Annotated in this window: 14 protein-coding genes and 5 tRNA genes; 11 read left to right on the forward strand and 8 right to left on the reverse strand. The window is 45.6% G+C overall.

Annotated features, from left to right (window positions below):
- Position 1: 1 nt before the first annotated feature.
- From G4D73_RS15630 to pilB, 3 genes are read right to left on the reverse strand one after another with little or no spacing between them, the layout of a single operon-like run.
- The gene (locus tag G4D73_RS15630; RefSeq protein ID WP_213686754.1) at positions 2 to 862 is read right to left on the reverse strand and encodes a prepilin peptidase; all 861 of its coding nucleotides are present in this window, start codon (positions 860 to 862) and stop codon (positions 2 to 4) included.
- Positions 862 to 2091, reverse strand: a complete 1230-nt coding sequence (locus tag G4D73_RS10905) for a type II secretion system F family protein (protein ID WP_213686755.1) — start codon at positions 2089 to 2091, stop codon at positions 862 to 864. Before G4D73_RS10905 ends, G4D73_RS15630 begins: the two co-directional genes overlap by 1 nt.
- A gap of 31 nt (positions 2092 to 2122) precedes the next feature.
- Positions 2123 to 3832: a type IV-A pilus assembly ATPase PilB gene (pilB, locus tag G4D73_RS10910; RefSeq protein WP_213686756.1), complete on the reverse strand. Its 1710-nt coding sequence runs from the start codon at positions 3830 to 3832 to the stop codon at positions 2123 to 2125.
- Positions 3833 to 4109: 277 nt separating this feature from the next.
- Here pilB and tpiA point away from each other — a divergent pair, with 277 nt between their 5' ends.
- From tpiA to G4D73_RS10965, 11 genes are all read left to right on the forward strand, one after another.
- Positions 4110 to 4901 carry a triose-phosphate isomerase gene (gene tpiA, locus G4D73_RS10915; RefSeq protein ID WP_213686757.1) on the forward strand — a complete coding sequence of 264 codons (792 nt, stop codon included), beginning with the start codon at positions 4110 to 4112 and terminating at the stop codon, positions 4899 to 4901.
- A 13-nt stretch (positions 4902 to 4914) separates the two neighbouring features.
- Positions 4915 to 5244: a preprotein translocase subunit SecG gene (gene secG, locus G4D73_RS10920; protein WP_148334344.1), complete on the forward strand. Its 330-nt coding sequence runs from the start codon at positions 4915 to 4917 to the stop codon at positions 5242 to 5244.
- A 53-nt stretch (positions 5245 to 5297) separates the two neighbouring features.
- Positions 5298 to 5382, forward strand: a tRNA-Leu gene (locus G4D73_RS10925).
- A 53-nt stretch (positions 5383 to 5435) separates the two neighbouring features.
- A tRNA-Met gene (locus tag G4D73_RS10930) sits at positions 5436 to 5512 on the forward strand.
- An 80-nt stretch (positions 5513 to 5592) separates the two neighbouring features.
- A tRNA-Met gene (locus tag G4D73_RS10935) sits at positions 5593 to 5669 on the forward strand.
- Between the two features lie 67 nt (positions 5670 to 5736).
- Positions 5737 to 5813 (forward strand) — tRNA-Met (locus G4D73_RS10940).
- Between the two features lie 197 nt (positions 5814 to 6010).
- Positions 6011 to 6087 (forward strand) — tRNA-Met (locus G4D73_RS10945).
- 223 nt (positions 6088 to 6310) lie between these two features.
- Positions 6311 to 6835 (forward strand): ribosome maturation factor RimP, encoded by a 525-nt coding sequence (gene rimP, locus G4D73_RS10950; protein ID WP_213686758.1) that lies wholly within the window; start codon positions 6311 to 6313, stop codon positions 6833 to 6835.
- A 34-nt stretch (positions 6836 to 6869) separates the two neighbouring features.
- Positions 6870 to 8354 carry a transcription termination factor NusA gene (gene nusA / locus G4D73_RS10955; RefSeq protein ID WP_004281105.1) on the forward strand — a complete coding sequence of 495 codons (1485 nt, stop codon included), beginning with the start codon at positions 6870 to 6872 and terminating at the stop codon, positions 8352 to 8354.
- A 10-nt stretch (positions 8355 to 8364) separates the two neighbouring features.
- Positions 8365 to 11073 carry a translation initiation factor IF-2 gene (infB, locus tag G4D73_RS10960; RefSeq protein ID WP_114541781.1) on the forward strand — a complete coding sequence of 903 codons (2709 nt, stop codon included), beginning with the start codon at positions 8365 to 8367 and terminating at the stop codon, positions 11071 to 11073.
- Positions 11073 to 11477 carry a ribosome-binding factor A gene (locus G4D73_RS10965; RefSeq protein ID WP_004281108.1) on the forward strand — a complete coding sequence of 135 codons (405 nt, stop codon included), beginning with the start codon at positions 11073 to 11075 and terminating at the stop codon, positions 11475 to 11477. Before infB ends, G4D73_RS10965 begins: the two co-directional genes overlap by 1 nt.
- An 87-nt stretch (positions 11478 to 11564) precedes the next feature.
- Here the strand turns inward: G4D73_RS10965 and G4D73_RS10970 are convergent, their stop codons facing one another.
- The 5 genes from G4D73_RS10970 to G4D73_RS10990 are packed head-to-tail and all read right to left on the reverse strand — an operon-like array spanning position 11565 to position 14940.
- A complete protein-coding gene (locus tag G4D73_RS10970; protein WP_180180643.1) occupies positions 11565 to 11966 on the reverse strand; it encodes a Na+/H+ antiporter subunit G in 402 nt (133 codons plus the stop codon).
- Between the two features lie 10 nt (positions 11967 to 11976).
- The gene (locus G4D73_RS10975; protein WP_005108490.1) at positions 11977 to 12252 is read right to left on the reverse strand and encodes a monovalent cation/H+ antiporter subunit F; all 276 of its coding nucleotides are present in this window, start codon (positions 12250 to 12252) and stop codon (positions 11977 to 11979) included.
- Entirely contained in the window at positions 12249 to 12767 is a 519-nt protein-coding gene (locus G4D73_RS10980; protein WP_213686759.1) for a Na+/H+ antiporter subunit E, read from the reverse strand. The genes G4D73_RS10975 and G4D73_RS10980 overlap by 4 nt, the downstream gene beginning before the upstream one ends.
- Complete coding sequence (locus G4D73_RS10985; protein WP_213686760.1) at positions 12767 to 14575, reverse strand: monovalent cation/H+ antiporter subunit D; 1809 nt, start codon at positions 14573 to 14575, stop codon at positions 12767 to 12769. Before G4D73_RS10985 ends, G4D73_RS10980 begins: the two co-directional genes overlap by 1 nt.
- Positions 14575 to 14940 carry a Na+/H+ antiporter subunit C gene (locus G4D73_RS10990; protein ID WP_213686761.1) on the reverse strand — a complete coding sequence of 122 codons (366 nt, stop codon included), beginning with the start codon at positions 14938 to 14940 and terminating at the stop codon, positions 14575 to 14577. The genes G4D73_RS10985 and G4D73_RS10990 overlap by 1 nt, the downstream gene beginning before the upstream one ends.
- Positions 14941 to 14942: the final 2 nt, after the last annotated feature.

A 14942-nucleotide genomic window follows, 5' to 3' on the forward strand; every position in this document is an offset into this window, starting at 1 on the left:
TTTACTGACCTAAATACACTTTCATAATTTGTTCACCCCAAAGAAAAGCGATCCAGCCGGCAATCGCAATATAAGGACCAAAAGCAAAAGGCTGATTTTCCTTGCGAACTTTTAGCAGAATGATGCCAATAATCGCACCTACCAGAGAAGACAGCAGCACAATTAAAGGCAATAATAATGGACCCATCCAGGCGCCCAAAGCCGCAAGCAGTTTAAAATCGCCATAGCCCATACCTTCTTTACCGGTGATGATTTTAAACAGGTAATACACTATCCATAAACATAAAAAGCCAATGATGTAGCCCCAGATGGCAGAGCTTGGGGAGGTATAGAGTGCATAACTATTTACGCCTAGACCTAGTGCAGCCAGGGGCAGGGTATAACGGTCCGGTAATAACTGGGTATCAAAATCAATAAAGGTTAGGGCAATCAGCACATAAGTCAGGATCAGTCCAAACAGCATTTGCATTGTCGGGCCAAATACTGCTACGACAAGTAGTGCACAAACTGCCGTCAGAATTTCAACCAAAGGATAACGGATGCTGATAGGATTCTGACAGTTCGCACACTTGCCACGCAGGACCAGCCAGCTGATAACTGGAATATTCTGGTACCAGCGGATTGGCTGATGACATTTAGGGCAAGTCGAAGCGGGTTTGCTTAAACTTAATTTCGCTTCATCAATCACCGGCTGTTCCGGATGCAAAAACATCTGGCAATCGGTACGCCATTCCTGTTCCATCATCTTGGGAGTGCGGTAGATCACCACATTCAGAAAGCTGCCGATACATAAACTAAAAAGCCCAACTGCGATATACAGCGCCGTTGGGTTTTGAATAAAATATTGAATAAGATCTTGCATTAAACCACAGAACCCATTTGGAAGATTGGAAGGTACATGGCAATCACCAGACCACCAACGAGCACACCGAGAACGGCCATAATTAGCGGTTCCATCATCGAAGTTAAGCCGTCAACCGCATTATCAACTTCGTTTTCATAATGTGTTGCTACTTTATCCAGCATGGCATCTAATGCACCGGATTCTTCACCAATTGCAACCATTTGGACTGCCATGGATGGGAATTTGTTGGTCACGCGCATGGCAAACTGTAGTTGTTGACCTGTGGCGACATCTTCACGAATTTTCATCACAGCATCTTCATATACAACGTTATTGGTAGCGCCGGCAGTGGATTCCAGTGCATCAATCAAAGGTACACCTGCTGCGAAAGTCGTGGCAAGGGTACGGCTATAACGTGCAATAATCGCTTTATACACCAGGTCACCAAAAATCGGGGCTTTGAGTGCGGCCTTATCCAGAAAATCGCGGAATTTCTTGCTGCGTTTTTTCGCTTCAAGAAAAGCGGTAATCACGGCCCCAATGGCGATAATCAGCAGGAACCAATATTTTTGCATCCAGTCCGACATATTGACCACCATCTTGGTAAAAGCGGGCAGGTCGGCGCCAAATGAAGAGAATAAATCCTGGAAAACCGGGACCACTTTGACCATCAAGATAATGGTAACAATCAGAGCGACCACAACAACTGTAGCTGGATATTTCATGGCCTTTTTGATTTTTTGCTTGAGCAATTCACTTTTTTCTTTGTAAATCGCAACACGATCAAGCATGGTTTCAAGAGCACCCGACTGCTCGCCTGATTCAACTAAAGAGCAAAATAAATTATCAAAATACTGTGGATATTTACGCAGTGCTCCAGCGAAAGTGTTACCCCCCTCGACTTCACCTTTAATTCCCAATACAACTTCACGCATGGATGGATTTTCCAGACCTTCTGCGACAATCTCAAAGCCTTGTACCAGTGGTACCCCGGCTTTCATCATGGTCGCCAACTGTCGGGTAAAAATTGTAATATCCAGTGTTGAGACTTTTTTCTTCATCAAGCCTTCAAGGATATTTTTTTTCTTTTCCCGAATGGTCTTGATGCTGATACCTTGTTTTCGAAGGGTGACCTTGGCCAAAGCCATATTTTTTGCTGGCAATTCTCCCTTGATCTTTGCCCCTTTACGATCAATTCCTTCATAGCTGAAGATCGGCATCATCTGGCCTTTCTTTACTGCTGCCATACCTTTATCCTTATTTTAGATCAGCGCCCGATCATTCGCTGGTGACACGATTGACTTCCTGTAAAGAAGTCACCCCCTGCATCACCTTGACTAAACCTGACCGGCGTAAATTGTTAAAACCTGCACGTGCGGAAGCATCGGCAATTTCAAGTGCATTGCCGTCCTCCATAATAATTCTGGAAATTTCGGGTGTTACTTTCATGACTTCATAAATACCCACACGACCCTTATAGCCTTCACGACATTCATTGCAGCCCACCGGTTCATAAATTTGGAACTCAGGTTGCTGCAAGTCGGTTTCGGTAAAACCCATCTCCAGTAAGCTTTGTTTCGGAATATCGGCAGGTTTCTTGCATTGTGAACACAAACGACGTGCCAACCGTTGTGCAATGACCAGGTTGACTGAAGTAGCAATATTGAAAGAAGGCACCCCCATATTGCGTAAACGGGTCAAAGTCTCAGGCGCACTATTGGTATGCAGCGTCGACATCACCATATGACCGGTCTGCGCCGCTTTAATCGCAATCTCGGCAGTTTCCAGATCCCGGATCTCACCAACCATCACGATATCCGGGTCTTGACGTAAGAAGGACTTCAGTGCGGCAGAGAAGGTCAGGCCAACTTTATTATTGACGTTGACCTGATTAATGCCTTGCAAGTTAATCTCGACCGGATCTTCCGCAGTTGAGATATTGGTATCTTCACGGTTTAGGATATTCAGACCGGTGTAAAGAGAAACTGTTTTACCGGAACCCGTCGGGCCGGTGATCAGCAGCATCCCTTGCGGTTTGTCCAGCGCCTGCATAAACAGTTCTTTTTGTTCCGGTTCATAGCCTAGAGCATCAATCCCCAGCATCGCACTGGATGGATCCAGAATACGCAGTACCAGCTTCTCGCCAAACAGGGTAGGGAGAGAGTTGACACGGAAATCAATGGCTTTATTTTTAGAAAGTTTTAATTTAATACGACCATCTTGCGGTACCCGTTTTTCTGAAATGTCCATTTGCGACATGACTTTAAGACGTGAAGATAAACGAGTTGCTAGCTGTAGTGGTGGTGTTGCAATCTGGCGTAATACCCCATCGACCCGGTAACGTACCCGATAGATTTTCTCATAAGGTTCAAAATGTAAGTCTGAAGCCCCCATACGGATCGCATCGATGAGTAACTTATTTATATATTTGACAATTGGTGCTTCATCACCTTTATTGCTTTCATCCTCTTCTTTATTCGGATCAGCAGATTCGACATCAACATCTAAGTCAAAGTCTTCATCAAACTCAAACGTGCTTTCTTCGGTAAAATTCTGCTCGATCAGTTTTTCAAGTTTATTGTGTTCAACAATAATCGTTTCAATATTGAGTTTAGTTGAAAAACGGACTGCATCAATCGCTTCGATATTGGTCGGGTTACTGGTCGCAACATATAAAATACTGGAATTTTTAAAAATCGGCAGAATGCGATGCTTGGTAATTAGCTTTTCATCAATCGCATCCCGAAGAATTTGAGCAGGATCATAGGCACTGATATCAAACAGCGGTTCGCCAAATTCGACTGAAATCGTTTCAGCAATGACGGTTGGAGAAAGTTGCTGCTGGTTAATTAACTCAGCCACAATATCGATTTTTTCTTGTTTGGCATGCGCCAACGCACTGCGCATATCTTCAGCCGAGATGACGCCTTCCTCGACCAAACGACGAATAAATCCGGTAAATCTTGGCGACCCCTGTAATGCTGTCATGCTATAAATGCCTACTCATCAAATTCTTTTAATTGCTATACTAAAATTATACGTTTGTTACGTAAAAATACCATAGCCAAGAGTGCTGCTAGCTTCCTCATCTCCAGTAAAAGCATGAACTGGTTGGAAGAAGTCCTCATTTTTTTAAGTGATAACAAAAAATAACCATTTTGGATAGTCTAAACCGAGAATGAGTGATAAGAAAACTATTCTTTTAATTTTCCAATTCCGTGTAGAATGTGCCCAATTCAAAATATGTAAATGAAATAGGTTAATTATGTCGGTTTCGACGATTACCCCTTGGGTGATAGGTAACTGGAAAATGAATCCGGTGCAGGCAGAGGCATTGAGCTTGGTGCGTGGTATTAAGAATTTGTTGGAAACTGCACCGATTGCTGAAGATCAATGTCATTTAGGTGTGGCACCGATTGCCATTGCCTTAAGCCAGATTCAGGCAGAGCTGTCATCTGCGGTTCGTCCGATTTATACCGTAGCACAAGATGTTTCACGTATTTCAGGAACGGGTGCCTACACCGGTGAAGTCAGTGCTGAATTACTCGCAGATAGCAAAATTCACTATGTACTGGTGGGTCATTCCGAGCGCCGTGAAACATTTGCAGAAAATGCTGATATTTTAAATGCTAAAATCAAGAATGCTTTAAGTGCCGGTTTGACGGTAATTTATTGTGTGGGTGAAAGTCTGGAACAACGTGAATCCGGGCAGGCAGAAGCTGTAGTATTGCAACAAATTTGTGATATTGCTGCTGTGGTTGAATCAGAGCAATGGAAAAATATCGTGATTGCCTATGAGCCGATCTGGGCGATTGGTACTGGTAAGACCGCTTCTCCGGAAGATGCACAGGCCATGCATGCACAAATCCGTCAAGGTTTAAGCCAGATCACGGGCTATGGCGAGACTATGGCTATTTTATATGGTGGTAGTGTCAAGCCGGAAAATGCAGTAGAGTTAGCAGCCTGCCCAGATATCAATGGGGCATTGGTCGGTGGTGCATCACTCAATGCTGAGTCGTTCCATAAAATTGCTCATGCATTTGCAAATACACAATAATTAGGAGTTCAGCATGCAAACTTTTGTGCTGGTAGTACATATTATCTTAGCTGTTTTGATGATTGTCTTGATTTTGGTTCAGCATGGTAAAGGTGCAGATGCTGGTGCCTCTTTCGGTGGCGGTGGTGCAGCGACAGTATTCGGAGCATCGGGTTCGGGTAATTTTATGACCCGTTTGACTGCGATTTTTACTGCACTGTTTTTCGTGACCAGTCTGACTTTGGCGATTTTAGCCAAGCAACAAACATCGAATGCCTATAGTTTGGGATCGGTTCAGTCTGCGCCGACCGCACCTGTGCAATCGAATGAAACTTCACCAACTGCACCAGAAACGACCGAATAGTTTTAATTAGTCCTTTCTTTTTTTCAGTGATGCGACTAGAATGCGTCACAGCTGCGGTGGTGGTGGAATTGGTAGACACGCTACCTTGAGGTGGTAGTGCTTTCGGGCGTGGGGGTTCAAGTCCCCCCTTCCGCACCAACTTATAATCCAGAAATTTAAGTTGGTGTATGCAGCTGAAAAACTTCTATTGATGCGGGATGGAGCAGTCTGGTAGCTCGTCGGGCTCATAACCCGAAGGTCGTTGGTTCAAATCCAGCTCCCGCTACCAATCAATCCTTTTTAAAGACGCAAACTTTCAAGAGGCAGCTTAAACAGGTTTTAAGTTGAGAAATTTAATTTGCATGTTGTTGCGGGATGGAGCAGTCTGGTAGCTCGTCGGGCTCATAACCCGAAGGTCGTTGGTTCAAATCCAGCTCCCGCTACCAATCTTTTAAAGATGCAAACTTTAAAAGCAGTTTAAGTACTTTAGACTGAAAGTTATTTGTACGCTGATGCGGGATGGAGCAGTCTGGTAGCTCGTCGGGCTCATAACCCGAAGGTCGTTGGTTCAAATCCAGCTCCCGCTACCATTTTAAATGGTTTGGTAAGTGTTATTTATAGATCTAGTTGATGGCCTGTCGGGCTCAACCCTCTATAAACTGGCGAAGGTTGTTGGTTTACATCCGGCTCCCACTACCAATTTTTCAGTGACAGATGACAAATATGCAGAATGATGTGGTTTTGATTGAAAAGTTCTCATCTTTTGTATATAATTTTTGCACGTTGATGCGGGATGGAGCAGTCTGGTAGCTCGTCGGGCTCATAACCCGAAGGTCGTTGGTTCAAATCCAGCTCCCGCTACCAAGTTTCTAAAAAGAGGCTCACAACAAGGTGGGCCTTTTTGCACAGTGGGATTTGAAAAAATCTTAAATTGTGCATTAATTGGGGCGATTTACGCCCTTTTTTATTGGCTATCGTGTAGTGTCGACATTATTTGGTCAAATCTCCATGTTTCACTACTACTATAGTTTGTATTGGTTTGTAGTGGTCAAATAGATCATAAAATCGCACCAGATGACGAGAGTAAATGAAGCTATCAAATAAAACTCAAGCACTTCAGGACTTGATTGCACCAGCAGTTGAAGCCTGTAATGTAAACCTTTGGGGGATTGAATTCCTGCCACAGGGTAAATGTTCGTTATTACGTATCTACATCGACAAGCCAGTCGATGAGAGCGTTGCACCAGCAATCAATGAAGATGGTGAAGAAGAGCAGGGGCGTGGTATTGGCGTTCAGGATTGTGTGCGTGTCACGCAGCAAGTGGGCGCAATGCTGGATGTTCATGATCCGATCTCGGGTGAATATTCACTTGAAGTATCTTCGCCAGGCTGGGACCGTCCATTCTTCCAGCTCGAGCAGATGTCAGGCTATATCGGTCATACCTTAGCACTACGTTTGATCAGTGCGGTAGATAACCGTCGTAAATTCCAGGCCAAACTGGTTGCTGTCGATCTTGAAAATGAAATGATTCAGGTTGAAGTAGAAAAGCAACAGGTATTGGAGATCGACAGTCACAATATCGATAAAGCAAATTTGGTCTTCCAAGATTAATTGAATAAATAAAAATTTAACGAATAGGTGACGTATGGCACGTGAAATTCTGACCGTCGTTGAAACGGTTAGTAACGAAAAAGGTGTACCTCGTGAAGCGATCTTTGAAGCGCTTGAGCAAGCTTTAGTTGCTGCGACAAAGAAAAAATTTTACGAAGGAACACATTCGGAAGAAGCACGTTTACGTGTGGAAATTGATCGTAAAACAGGTGACTATCGTACTTTCCGTCAGTGGGAAGTGGTTGCAGACGAAGATCATGAAATGCCAGCTTGTCAGGATGCCATCTCTGATGTCGATCCGGCAAAATGGTCGATTGGCGACATTCGTGAGCTTGAAGTGGAATCGATTGACTTCGGTCGTATTGCAGCGCAAATTGCCAAGCAAGTGATCGTACAGAAGATCCGTGAAGCAGAACGTGCACTTGTGGCTGATGCTTACGAATCTAAAGTCGGCGAGCTGATCTACGGTGAAGTGAAAAAACAAACCAAAGACGGTTTTATCATTGACCTAGGTGACAATGCTGAAGCGTATCTTGCTCGTGAAGAAATGATTCCGAAAGAAATCCTTCGTCCGAAGCAACGCGTGAATGCGATTCTGTTCAATGTCAACCGTGAAGGTCGTGGTGCGCAGTTACAACTGTCACGTGCTAAACCGGATATGCTGATTGCATTGATGAAGAAAGAAATCCCTGAGATTTCTGAAGAAATCATTGAAATTAAAGCTGCGGCTCGCCAACCAGGCGTTCGTGCTAAAATTGCAGTGAAAACCAATGACCACCGTATTGACCCGGTGGGTGCTTGTATTGGTATGCGTGGTACCCGTATTCAAGCTGTACAGCAAGAGCTCAATGGCGAGCGTATTGATGTCGTAGTTTGGTCGGATGATCCTGCGCAATATATCGCAAGTGCATTGGAACCAGCAGATGTATCGAGTATTGTCATTGATGAAGATGCACGTACTGCCGACATTATTTTCGCAACCAGCGATCAGCTGGCACGTGCGATTGGTTCACAAGGTCAGAACGTTCGTCTGGCATCTGAATTGACTGGCTACAAGCTGGACATGATGCTGGAAGAGGAATACTACGCCCGTCAACAAAACGAAGCGCAACAATATTTAGACATGTTTGTTACCCGTCTGGATATCGCGGAAGATTTGGCGATGGCATTGGTAGAAATGGGCTTCACCTCGCTTGAAGAAATTGCTTATGTCCCTGCAGAAACGTTTGATGAAATCGAACTGGATGCGGAACTGGTTGAACTACTGCAAAGCCGTGCGAAAGAAATTGCACTTGCTGATGCATTACAACAGCAAGAGAACATACAAGCGCCAAGTGAAGAACTTGTTGCAATGGAAGGCATGACAGTAGAGATCGCGCAAGCGCTAGCAGCTCGTGGTGTGGTAACAGTGGATGATTTAGCAGATCAGGCGACTGACGATATCGAAGATATTGAAGGTTTGGGTGCTGAGAAAGCAGGTCAACTCATTATGAAAGCGCGCGAATCATGGTTTAACTAGGAGGTAGTATATGACGGACAAGTCGATTAAAGAGTTAGCCCTCAATGTGGGTCGTCCAGTTGAGAAGCTCCTAGAGCAGGTTCGTGAGGCAGGTTTACCACAGCGTAAAGCTGACGATATTATTACCACCGAACAACAAGACAGCTTGATGAGCCATGTGAAAAAGTCACAGGGTTCAGAAAGCCAAGCAGGGCAAATCACGTTGAAACGTAAAACGACTAGTACGGCTAAAGTAGCCAGTACTTCAGGTAAGGCGAAAACGATTAATGTAGAAGTTCGCAAGAAGCATACATTTGTTAAGCCGGATCCAGAACAGATCAAAGCAGAAGCATTGGCGAAAGCCAAGGCTGAGCAACAGGCCAAAGCTGCGCCTGAACAGAATACAGCGCAAGCTGCTTCTGCTGAAGCTCCAAAAACTGGCGTAAATAACGCGAATAAAGCTCTAGAAGCGATGCGTGCTGCTGCAAAGCAAACCAGCGACAAGCAAGAAGTTTCTAAAGCTGCAGTTGTGGTAAAACGCAAATCAACCAACAAGCCGATTGTGAAGCAAGTTGTTAAACCAACTGAAACCGCTGAACAGAAAAAGGCACGTGAAGCAGAAGCAGCAAAATTAAAAGCTGTTGAAGAAGCGGCACGTCGTAAAGCGGCTGAAGAAGCGCAGCAACGTACGCTTGAACAAATGCGTCAAATGGCGTCCAAGTACACCGCGGAAGATACCACTGCAACGATTCGTGTTGTTGATGATTCTCCTCTGGCTGCCGGCCTTGTTGGTCAGGCATATGAAGACTCTTTTGCCAAAGAAGACCGCGAAATCAAACGTGGTACGAATACGCCGAGCGCGCGTGCACCTAAAAAAGGTGGTCGTCGTGGTCAGGAAGAGCAAAGCTTCAGCAAACAGCCTAAGCGCGGTTTAAAAACCAGTCAAGGCAACAAGCACGGCTTCGAAAAACCTGTGAAAAAACAGGTTTACGATGTTGAAATCGGTGAAACGATTGTCGTTGCTGACTTGGCTGCGAAAATGGCAGTTAAGGTTCGTGAAGTGATTAAATCACTCATGAAAATGGGTGAATTGGTTACTCAGAACCAGGCAATTGATCAGGAAATTGCTGCACTTGTTGTTGAAGAAATGGGCCATAATCCGGTACTAGTTTCTGATACACAAGCTGAAGATAACTTGCTTGAAGCAGCTGAAGAAGCACGTGGTGCGCAATCTACGCGTGCGCCTGTTGTTACCATTATGGGTCACGTTGACCATGGTAAAACATCACTGCTTGACCGTATTCGTCGTGCCAAAGTGGCTGCTGGCGAAGCAGGCGGTATTACCCAGCATATCGGTGCTTACCATGTAACTACTGATAAAGGTATGATTACATTCCTTGATACTCCGGGACACGCAGCATTTACTGCAATGCGTTCACGTGGTGCGAAAGCAACAGATATCGTGGTTCTAGTTGTTGCAGCAGATGATGGTGTAATGCCACAAACTGCAGAAGCAATTGACCATGCACGTGCTGCAGGTACACCAATCATTGTTGCAATCAACAAGATGGATAAAGAATCTGCTGATCCAGATCGCGTTCTGAATGAATTGACTGTGAAAGAAATCGTGCCAGAACAATGGGGTGGTGACGTTCCAGTGGCAATGGTTTCTGCACATACTGGTCAAGGCATTGATGAACTTCTTGATATTATTTCGATTCAAGCTGAACTTCTAGAGCTTAAAGCATCTGAAGAAGGTGCTGCACAAGGTGTTGTAATTGAAGCACGTGTAGACAACAGCCGTGGTGCGGTAACGTCTATTCTGGTTCAAAACGGTACATTGAAAGTAGGTGATCTTGTTCTTGCTGGTTCATCTTATGGTCGCGTTCGTGCGATGACGGATGAAAATGGTCAGCGTATCAAATCTGCAGGTCCTTCGATTCCAGTGGAAATTCTGGGTCTTCCAGAAGCACCAATGGCGGGTGACGAAGTTCTTGTGGTGAGCGACGAGAAGAAAGCACGTGAAGTTGCCGATGCACGTATGGATCGTGAACGTCAGAAACGTCTTGAGCGTCAATCTGCAATGCGTCTTGAAAACATCATGGCGTCTATGGGCAAGAAAGATGTGCCGATTGTGAACGTTGTGTTGAAAACTGACGTACGCGGTACCTTAGAAGCATTACACGTTGCACTTGCTGAGCTTGCGACTGACGAAGTTAAAGTACGTATCATCGGTTCTGGTGTAGGTGCGATCACTGAGTCTGACGTGACACTGGCTGAATCTTCAGAAGCAGTTTTACTCGGCTTTAACGTACGTGCGGACAACGCTGCGCGTCAAAAAGCAGATGCAGACAGTATCGACATTCGTTACTACTCAATCATCTATCAATTGATTGATGATGTGAAAGCAGCAATGAGCGGTAAGCTTGCACCAGAACATCGTGAAACGATTCTGGGTGTTGCACAAGTACGTGAAGTATTCCACTCAAGTAAGTTTGGTGCGGCCGCGGGCTGTATGGTCCTTGAAGGCGTATTGCATCGTAACAAACCGATTCGCGTATTACGTGATGATGTGGTTGTGTTCCAGGGCGAGCTTGAATCTCTTCGTCGCTACAAAGAAGTGGTTGAAGAAGTTCGTGCCGGTATGGAATGTGGTCTTGCGGTGAAAGGCTATAAAGACATCAAAGCACTTGATAAGATCGAAGTGTACGATGTTCAACTGATTAAACGGAGTCTTTAATGGCGGGTAGTCAACGTCTGAAGCGTATGGCGGATACAGTACAACGCGAGTTGTCAGAACTGATCCGTCAGGAGCTGAAAGATCCACGCTTAGGTGGTCTTGTGACCATCTCTGCGGTGAAGGTGAGCCCAGACCTGGGATATGCGGAAGTTTATGTCACTGTGATGGGACGTGAACTTGGCGATGAGCAAAGCCAAGAAGCCAATAAAGAAACTTTGGATGTGTTGAACAAAGCATCTGGTTTCTTGCGCCACGAGCTGAGTCGTCGTATCAAAACCCGTATTACACCTCGTCTACGTTTCCATTACGATAAGACCAATGCATATGGCAACTATATGTTTGGCCTGATCGCTGAAGCTGTGAAGGACTTACCTGAAGCTGAAGCAAAAAAAGATGATGAATAAGTCTTAGGACTAAAAAAGCCACCTTCGGGTGGCTTTTTTTATCTCTAGATTTTTTTAGATTTAAAAGAACTTGAATTGCTTGTTCAATTAATCTAAATCATCATTGCGATTGATTTTCTTTTCATAAAAGGTACGACGGCGTGAACGCTGCCAGGGCAGGGGACGTTCCAGCGTCTCCGGCACTTCGCCACTCAAAGAGCGTAACCGCAAATGCAATGCAGCCTGTGCCATCAGATTGGCGGATACCGGCGCAGTAATAAAGGCAAACAGGGTAATCAGCACTTCAGCAAAGCCGAAACGGCCATACATGGCAGAGAAAATAATTGCTGCAATTAAAAAGCTGCCGAGGCCCAAGGTACTGGATTTGGTTGGTGCATGCAGACGCATGAACAGATCGGGCAAGCGCACCATCCCAATTCCCCCAACCAGCATAAAGAAAGCACCAATCAATAGAAAAATCGACACCAGTATTTCTAAAATTAAAGACATTTAAAAACTCCTAGTCGATGACATGGCCAGTGGTAAAATAACGCGCCAAGGCTGCGGTAGAGACAAAGCCCAGCATCGCGACCAAGAGAGCGCCTTCAAACAGAAAGGTGCTGCTCCAGTAAATGCCTAAAATCACCACCAGGCAGGTGGCATTCAGAAACAGGGTGTCCAGTGCCAACAGGCGGTCAACAATAGAGGGACCGGTAATCAGACGGATCAGACACAGTAACATGGAGATGGTGACCGCACCCAGACAAATCAATAATGCATAAGGTAGAATCGTCATGCTTTTTCTCCTGATCGTGCATTAAAAATCTCAATGAGCGGGCGTTCATAGCGCTGCTTAATTAGCGCGATTTCGGCCGCTTCATCATCTGTGCTTAAGGCATGCACCAGAATATCACCACGATCCTGGTCAATCCCTGCAGATACCGTGCCCGGTGTGGTGGTAATAATCATCGCCAGCAAGGTGTTGACTTCTTCATGTTCGGTGTCTAAAGGTACACGGAACCATTTTGGATGCAGATTCTTCGTCGGTCCTAGCACCAGTTTGGCCACTTTAATATTGGCTACAACAATGTCCCAAACTACGACAAAGAACAGGCGCAGGGCAGGAGTCCACTGGATATTCGGGGTATAGTCAATAAAGGGTTCGACCATACGTGGAATGATCACCGCGAGTAACAAGGCCATCAGCAATGTTCCAGCGTCCAGGCTGTGTGCCAGTAAAACCCAGCTCAGTCCCACAATCACAGAAACCAGCGGATGCGGGAACCAGCGTTGAAATAATGATTCAGCCATTAAGGTCCCTCCGGCGGTTTAAGTTGATTATCATCATATTCGGTCTGTTCAATATGCTGCTGGTCAATCTGGCGTTGCTTGAATTCTGAAATATGTTCACCCTTCAAGGTCGCTTCTGAAATCACATAAGGAATTAGATGCGCATTGGGATCTATCACCTCACCACCATATTTGGTTTCTGGCAAATACTTCGGATCGAATGGCTGGACGCTAATAAACTGACCTTCTGCATCCGGTTTTAACAGCGCGGCTTCATAGACCGAATTGTTTTTGATCTGTTCCGCAGTCTGATAATTATATTGATAAATCGGTCCGGCAAACACCACGTAGGCGGTTAAGCCTGCCAGCAATATATAAATCACCCGGTCATTGCGTGCCGGCGCCTTACTTGGCAGGGCTTCATATTTATGAAACTCTTCAGAATCAAGATCATCTTCAGGTCTGGACGAACGCCAGAACAGGATAAAACCGACTCGGGTAAAGGCCAGAATACTGAGGAAACTTACCAGCAAAATGGTCAGAATAATGATCATCTGATAGTCTGAATGGGCGGAAGCCTGCAAAATAAAGACTTTACCGAAGAATCCACTAAACGGTGGCAGGCCTGCCATCATCAAGGCGATGATGAAATAGACGATCGAAACCAACTTATTCTGTTTCATCAATGGGGCGATTTTAAAATGATCTTTAAATTCACCGCGCTGCGAGGTAATCCAGCCCGACAGAATATAAAAGGCGGCCGCAATCAGGGTGCTGTGTACCAGGTAATATAGTGCACCAGCCCAAGCCGCAGTATTATTCAGCCCAATGGCCACCAGAATCGTTCCGACTGAAGACAGCACCATAAAACCGACAAAACGGCGCAGACGTTCGGTGCCAATCGCACAAATCACACCATAGACAGATGTGACCAGACCAATTACCAGCAGACAGTTCATCAGAATTTGATGACTATATTCGTCATCAAAAACAGTTCCATTAATCCGCAAAATCGCATAAATTCCGACTTTGGTCATGATGGTAAAGAGCGCGGCAACAGGAGTCGTGGCTACTGCATAGGTTTTGGGTAACCAGAAACCCACCGGCAGCATTGCTGCTTTGATTCCAAACACCACAAACAGCATCAAGCCACCAGCAACCGCCAGTTTATGCTGATCTTCTGCAAGGGTTGGCATCAAACGGGCCACATCGGCCATATTCAGGCTACCGACACTGCCATAAATCATCCCGAGTCCAATCAGGAATAGCGCAGATGCCAGCAGGTTAATGGTGACATAATGAATTCCCAGCTGAAAACGTGCCTTGCCTTGTCCATGCAACAGCAGTACATAAGACGCCATCAGCAGAATTTCAAAGAACACAAACAGGTTGAACAAATCGCCGGTCAGGAATGCACCAGTCAGACCCATGAGCAGGAAATGCACCATGGCATGGAAATAACGGCCGCGTAAGTCCCATTCTTTGCTGGCATACCAGACCACAGGCAAGGCGAGTGCATAGGTCAATACCAACATCATGGCCGAGAGCTGATCCAGCACCAGCACGATTCCAAATGGTGCTGCCCATTCGCTGAGGGTGTATACGCTGATTTGGCCCTCGCTGCTGTTTATCAGATAGCTAACGGCAATGATCAGGCCCAAGATTCCCGAGAGATGGCTGATACCACGACGCCAGGGTTGACGCCAGTCCGTGATCAGAGAGCCTGCACCCGGATTTCCCAAAAGTACCAGGGCAAAAGCGGTAAAGGCCGGCAAAAGAATACTAAAAATAGGAGTATGTTGAGTCCAGAAATTGAGAAGATCAGTCATTAAGGCTCATCCTCACGTGGATCAATCTGGGGGATATCTTCTTTTGAGTCAACGTGGTCTGTTCCTGATTCGTAGCGGCTACGCAGTGCCAGTTGGACAATAAAGGCAGTGGTGGCAAAGCCAATCACGATGGCCGTCAGCACCAGTGCCTGAGGAAGAGGGTCGGTCACATTCGAAGCTTCGGTTAATACTGCAGGCGAATTCATCTGAATCCGGCCCATGGCAAATAAAAACAGGTTGACCGCATAACCAATCATGGCCAAGCCCAATACCACCGGGAAGGTACGGGCACGCAGGATCAGATAAATGCCTGTGGCTGTCAGCAGGCCAATCGCGGAGGCTAATAAAAATTCTAAACTCATCATTC

This window comes from Acinetobacter sp. WY4, assembly GCF_018438165.1.
In the GTDB taxonomy this organism is placed as follows: Bacteria; Pseudomonadota; Gammaproteobacteria; order Pseudomonadales; family Moraxellaceae; genus Acinetobacter.

Bases quoted from the DNA above. Each gene is read 5' to 3' on its own strand.
- rimP (WP_213686758.1), top strand. From the start codon at position 6,311: ATGAAGCTATCAAATAAAACTCAAGCACTTCAGGACTTGATTGCACCA.
- G4D73_RS10975 (WP_005108490.1), bottom strand. From the start codon at position 12,252: ATGACGATTCTACCTTATGCATTATTGATTTGTCTGGGTGCGGTCACC.
- G4D73_RS10980 (WP_213686759.1), bottom strand. From the start codon at position 12,767: ATGGCTGAATCATTATTTCAACGCTGGTTCCCGCATCCGCTGGTTTCT.
- secG (WP_148334344.1), top strand. From the start codon at position 4,915: ATGCAAACTTTTGTGCTGGTAGTACATATTATCTTAGCTGTTTTGATG.
- G4D73_RS10905 (WP_213686755.1), bottom strand. From the start codon at position 2,091: ATGGCAGCAGTAAAGAAAGGCCAGATGATGCCGATCTTCAGCTATGAA.
- infB (WP_114541781.1), top strand. From the start codon at position 8,365: ATGACGGACAAGTCGATTAAAGAGTTAGCCCTCAATGTGGGTCGTCCA.
- pilB (WP_213686756.1), bottom strand. From the start codon at position 3,832: ATGACAGCATTACAGGGGTCGCCAAGATTTACCGGATTTATTCGTCGT.
- G4D73_RS10990 (WP_213686761.1), bottom strand. From the start codon at position 14,940: ATGATGAGTTTAGAATTTTTATTAGCCTCCGCGATTGGCCTGCTGACA.
- G4D73_RS10970 (WP_180180643.1), bottom strand. From the start codon at position 11,966: ATGTCTTTAATTTTAGAAATACTGGTGTCGATTTTTCTATTGATTGGT.
- G4D73_RS10965 (WP_004281108.1), top strand. From the start codon at position 11,073: ATGGCGGGTAGTCAACGTCTGAAGCGTATGGCGGATACAGTACAACGC.
- G4D73_RS15630 (WP_213686754.1), bottom strand. From the start codon at position 862: ATGCAAGATCTTATTCAATATTTTATTCAAAACCCAACGGCGCTGTAT.
- G4D73_RS10985 (WP_213686760.1), bottom strand. From the start codon at position 14,575: ATGACTGATCTTCTCAATTTCTGGACTCAACATACTCCTATTTTTAGT.
- nusA (WP_004281105.1), top strand. From the start codon at position 6,870: ATGGCACGTGAAATTCTGACCGTCGTTGAAACGGTTAGTAACGAAAAA.
- tpiA (WP_213686757.1), top strand. From the start codon at position 4,110: ATGTCGGTTTCGACGATTACCCCTTGGGTGATAGGTAACTGGAAAATG.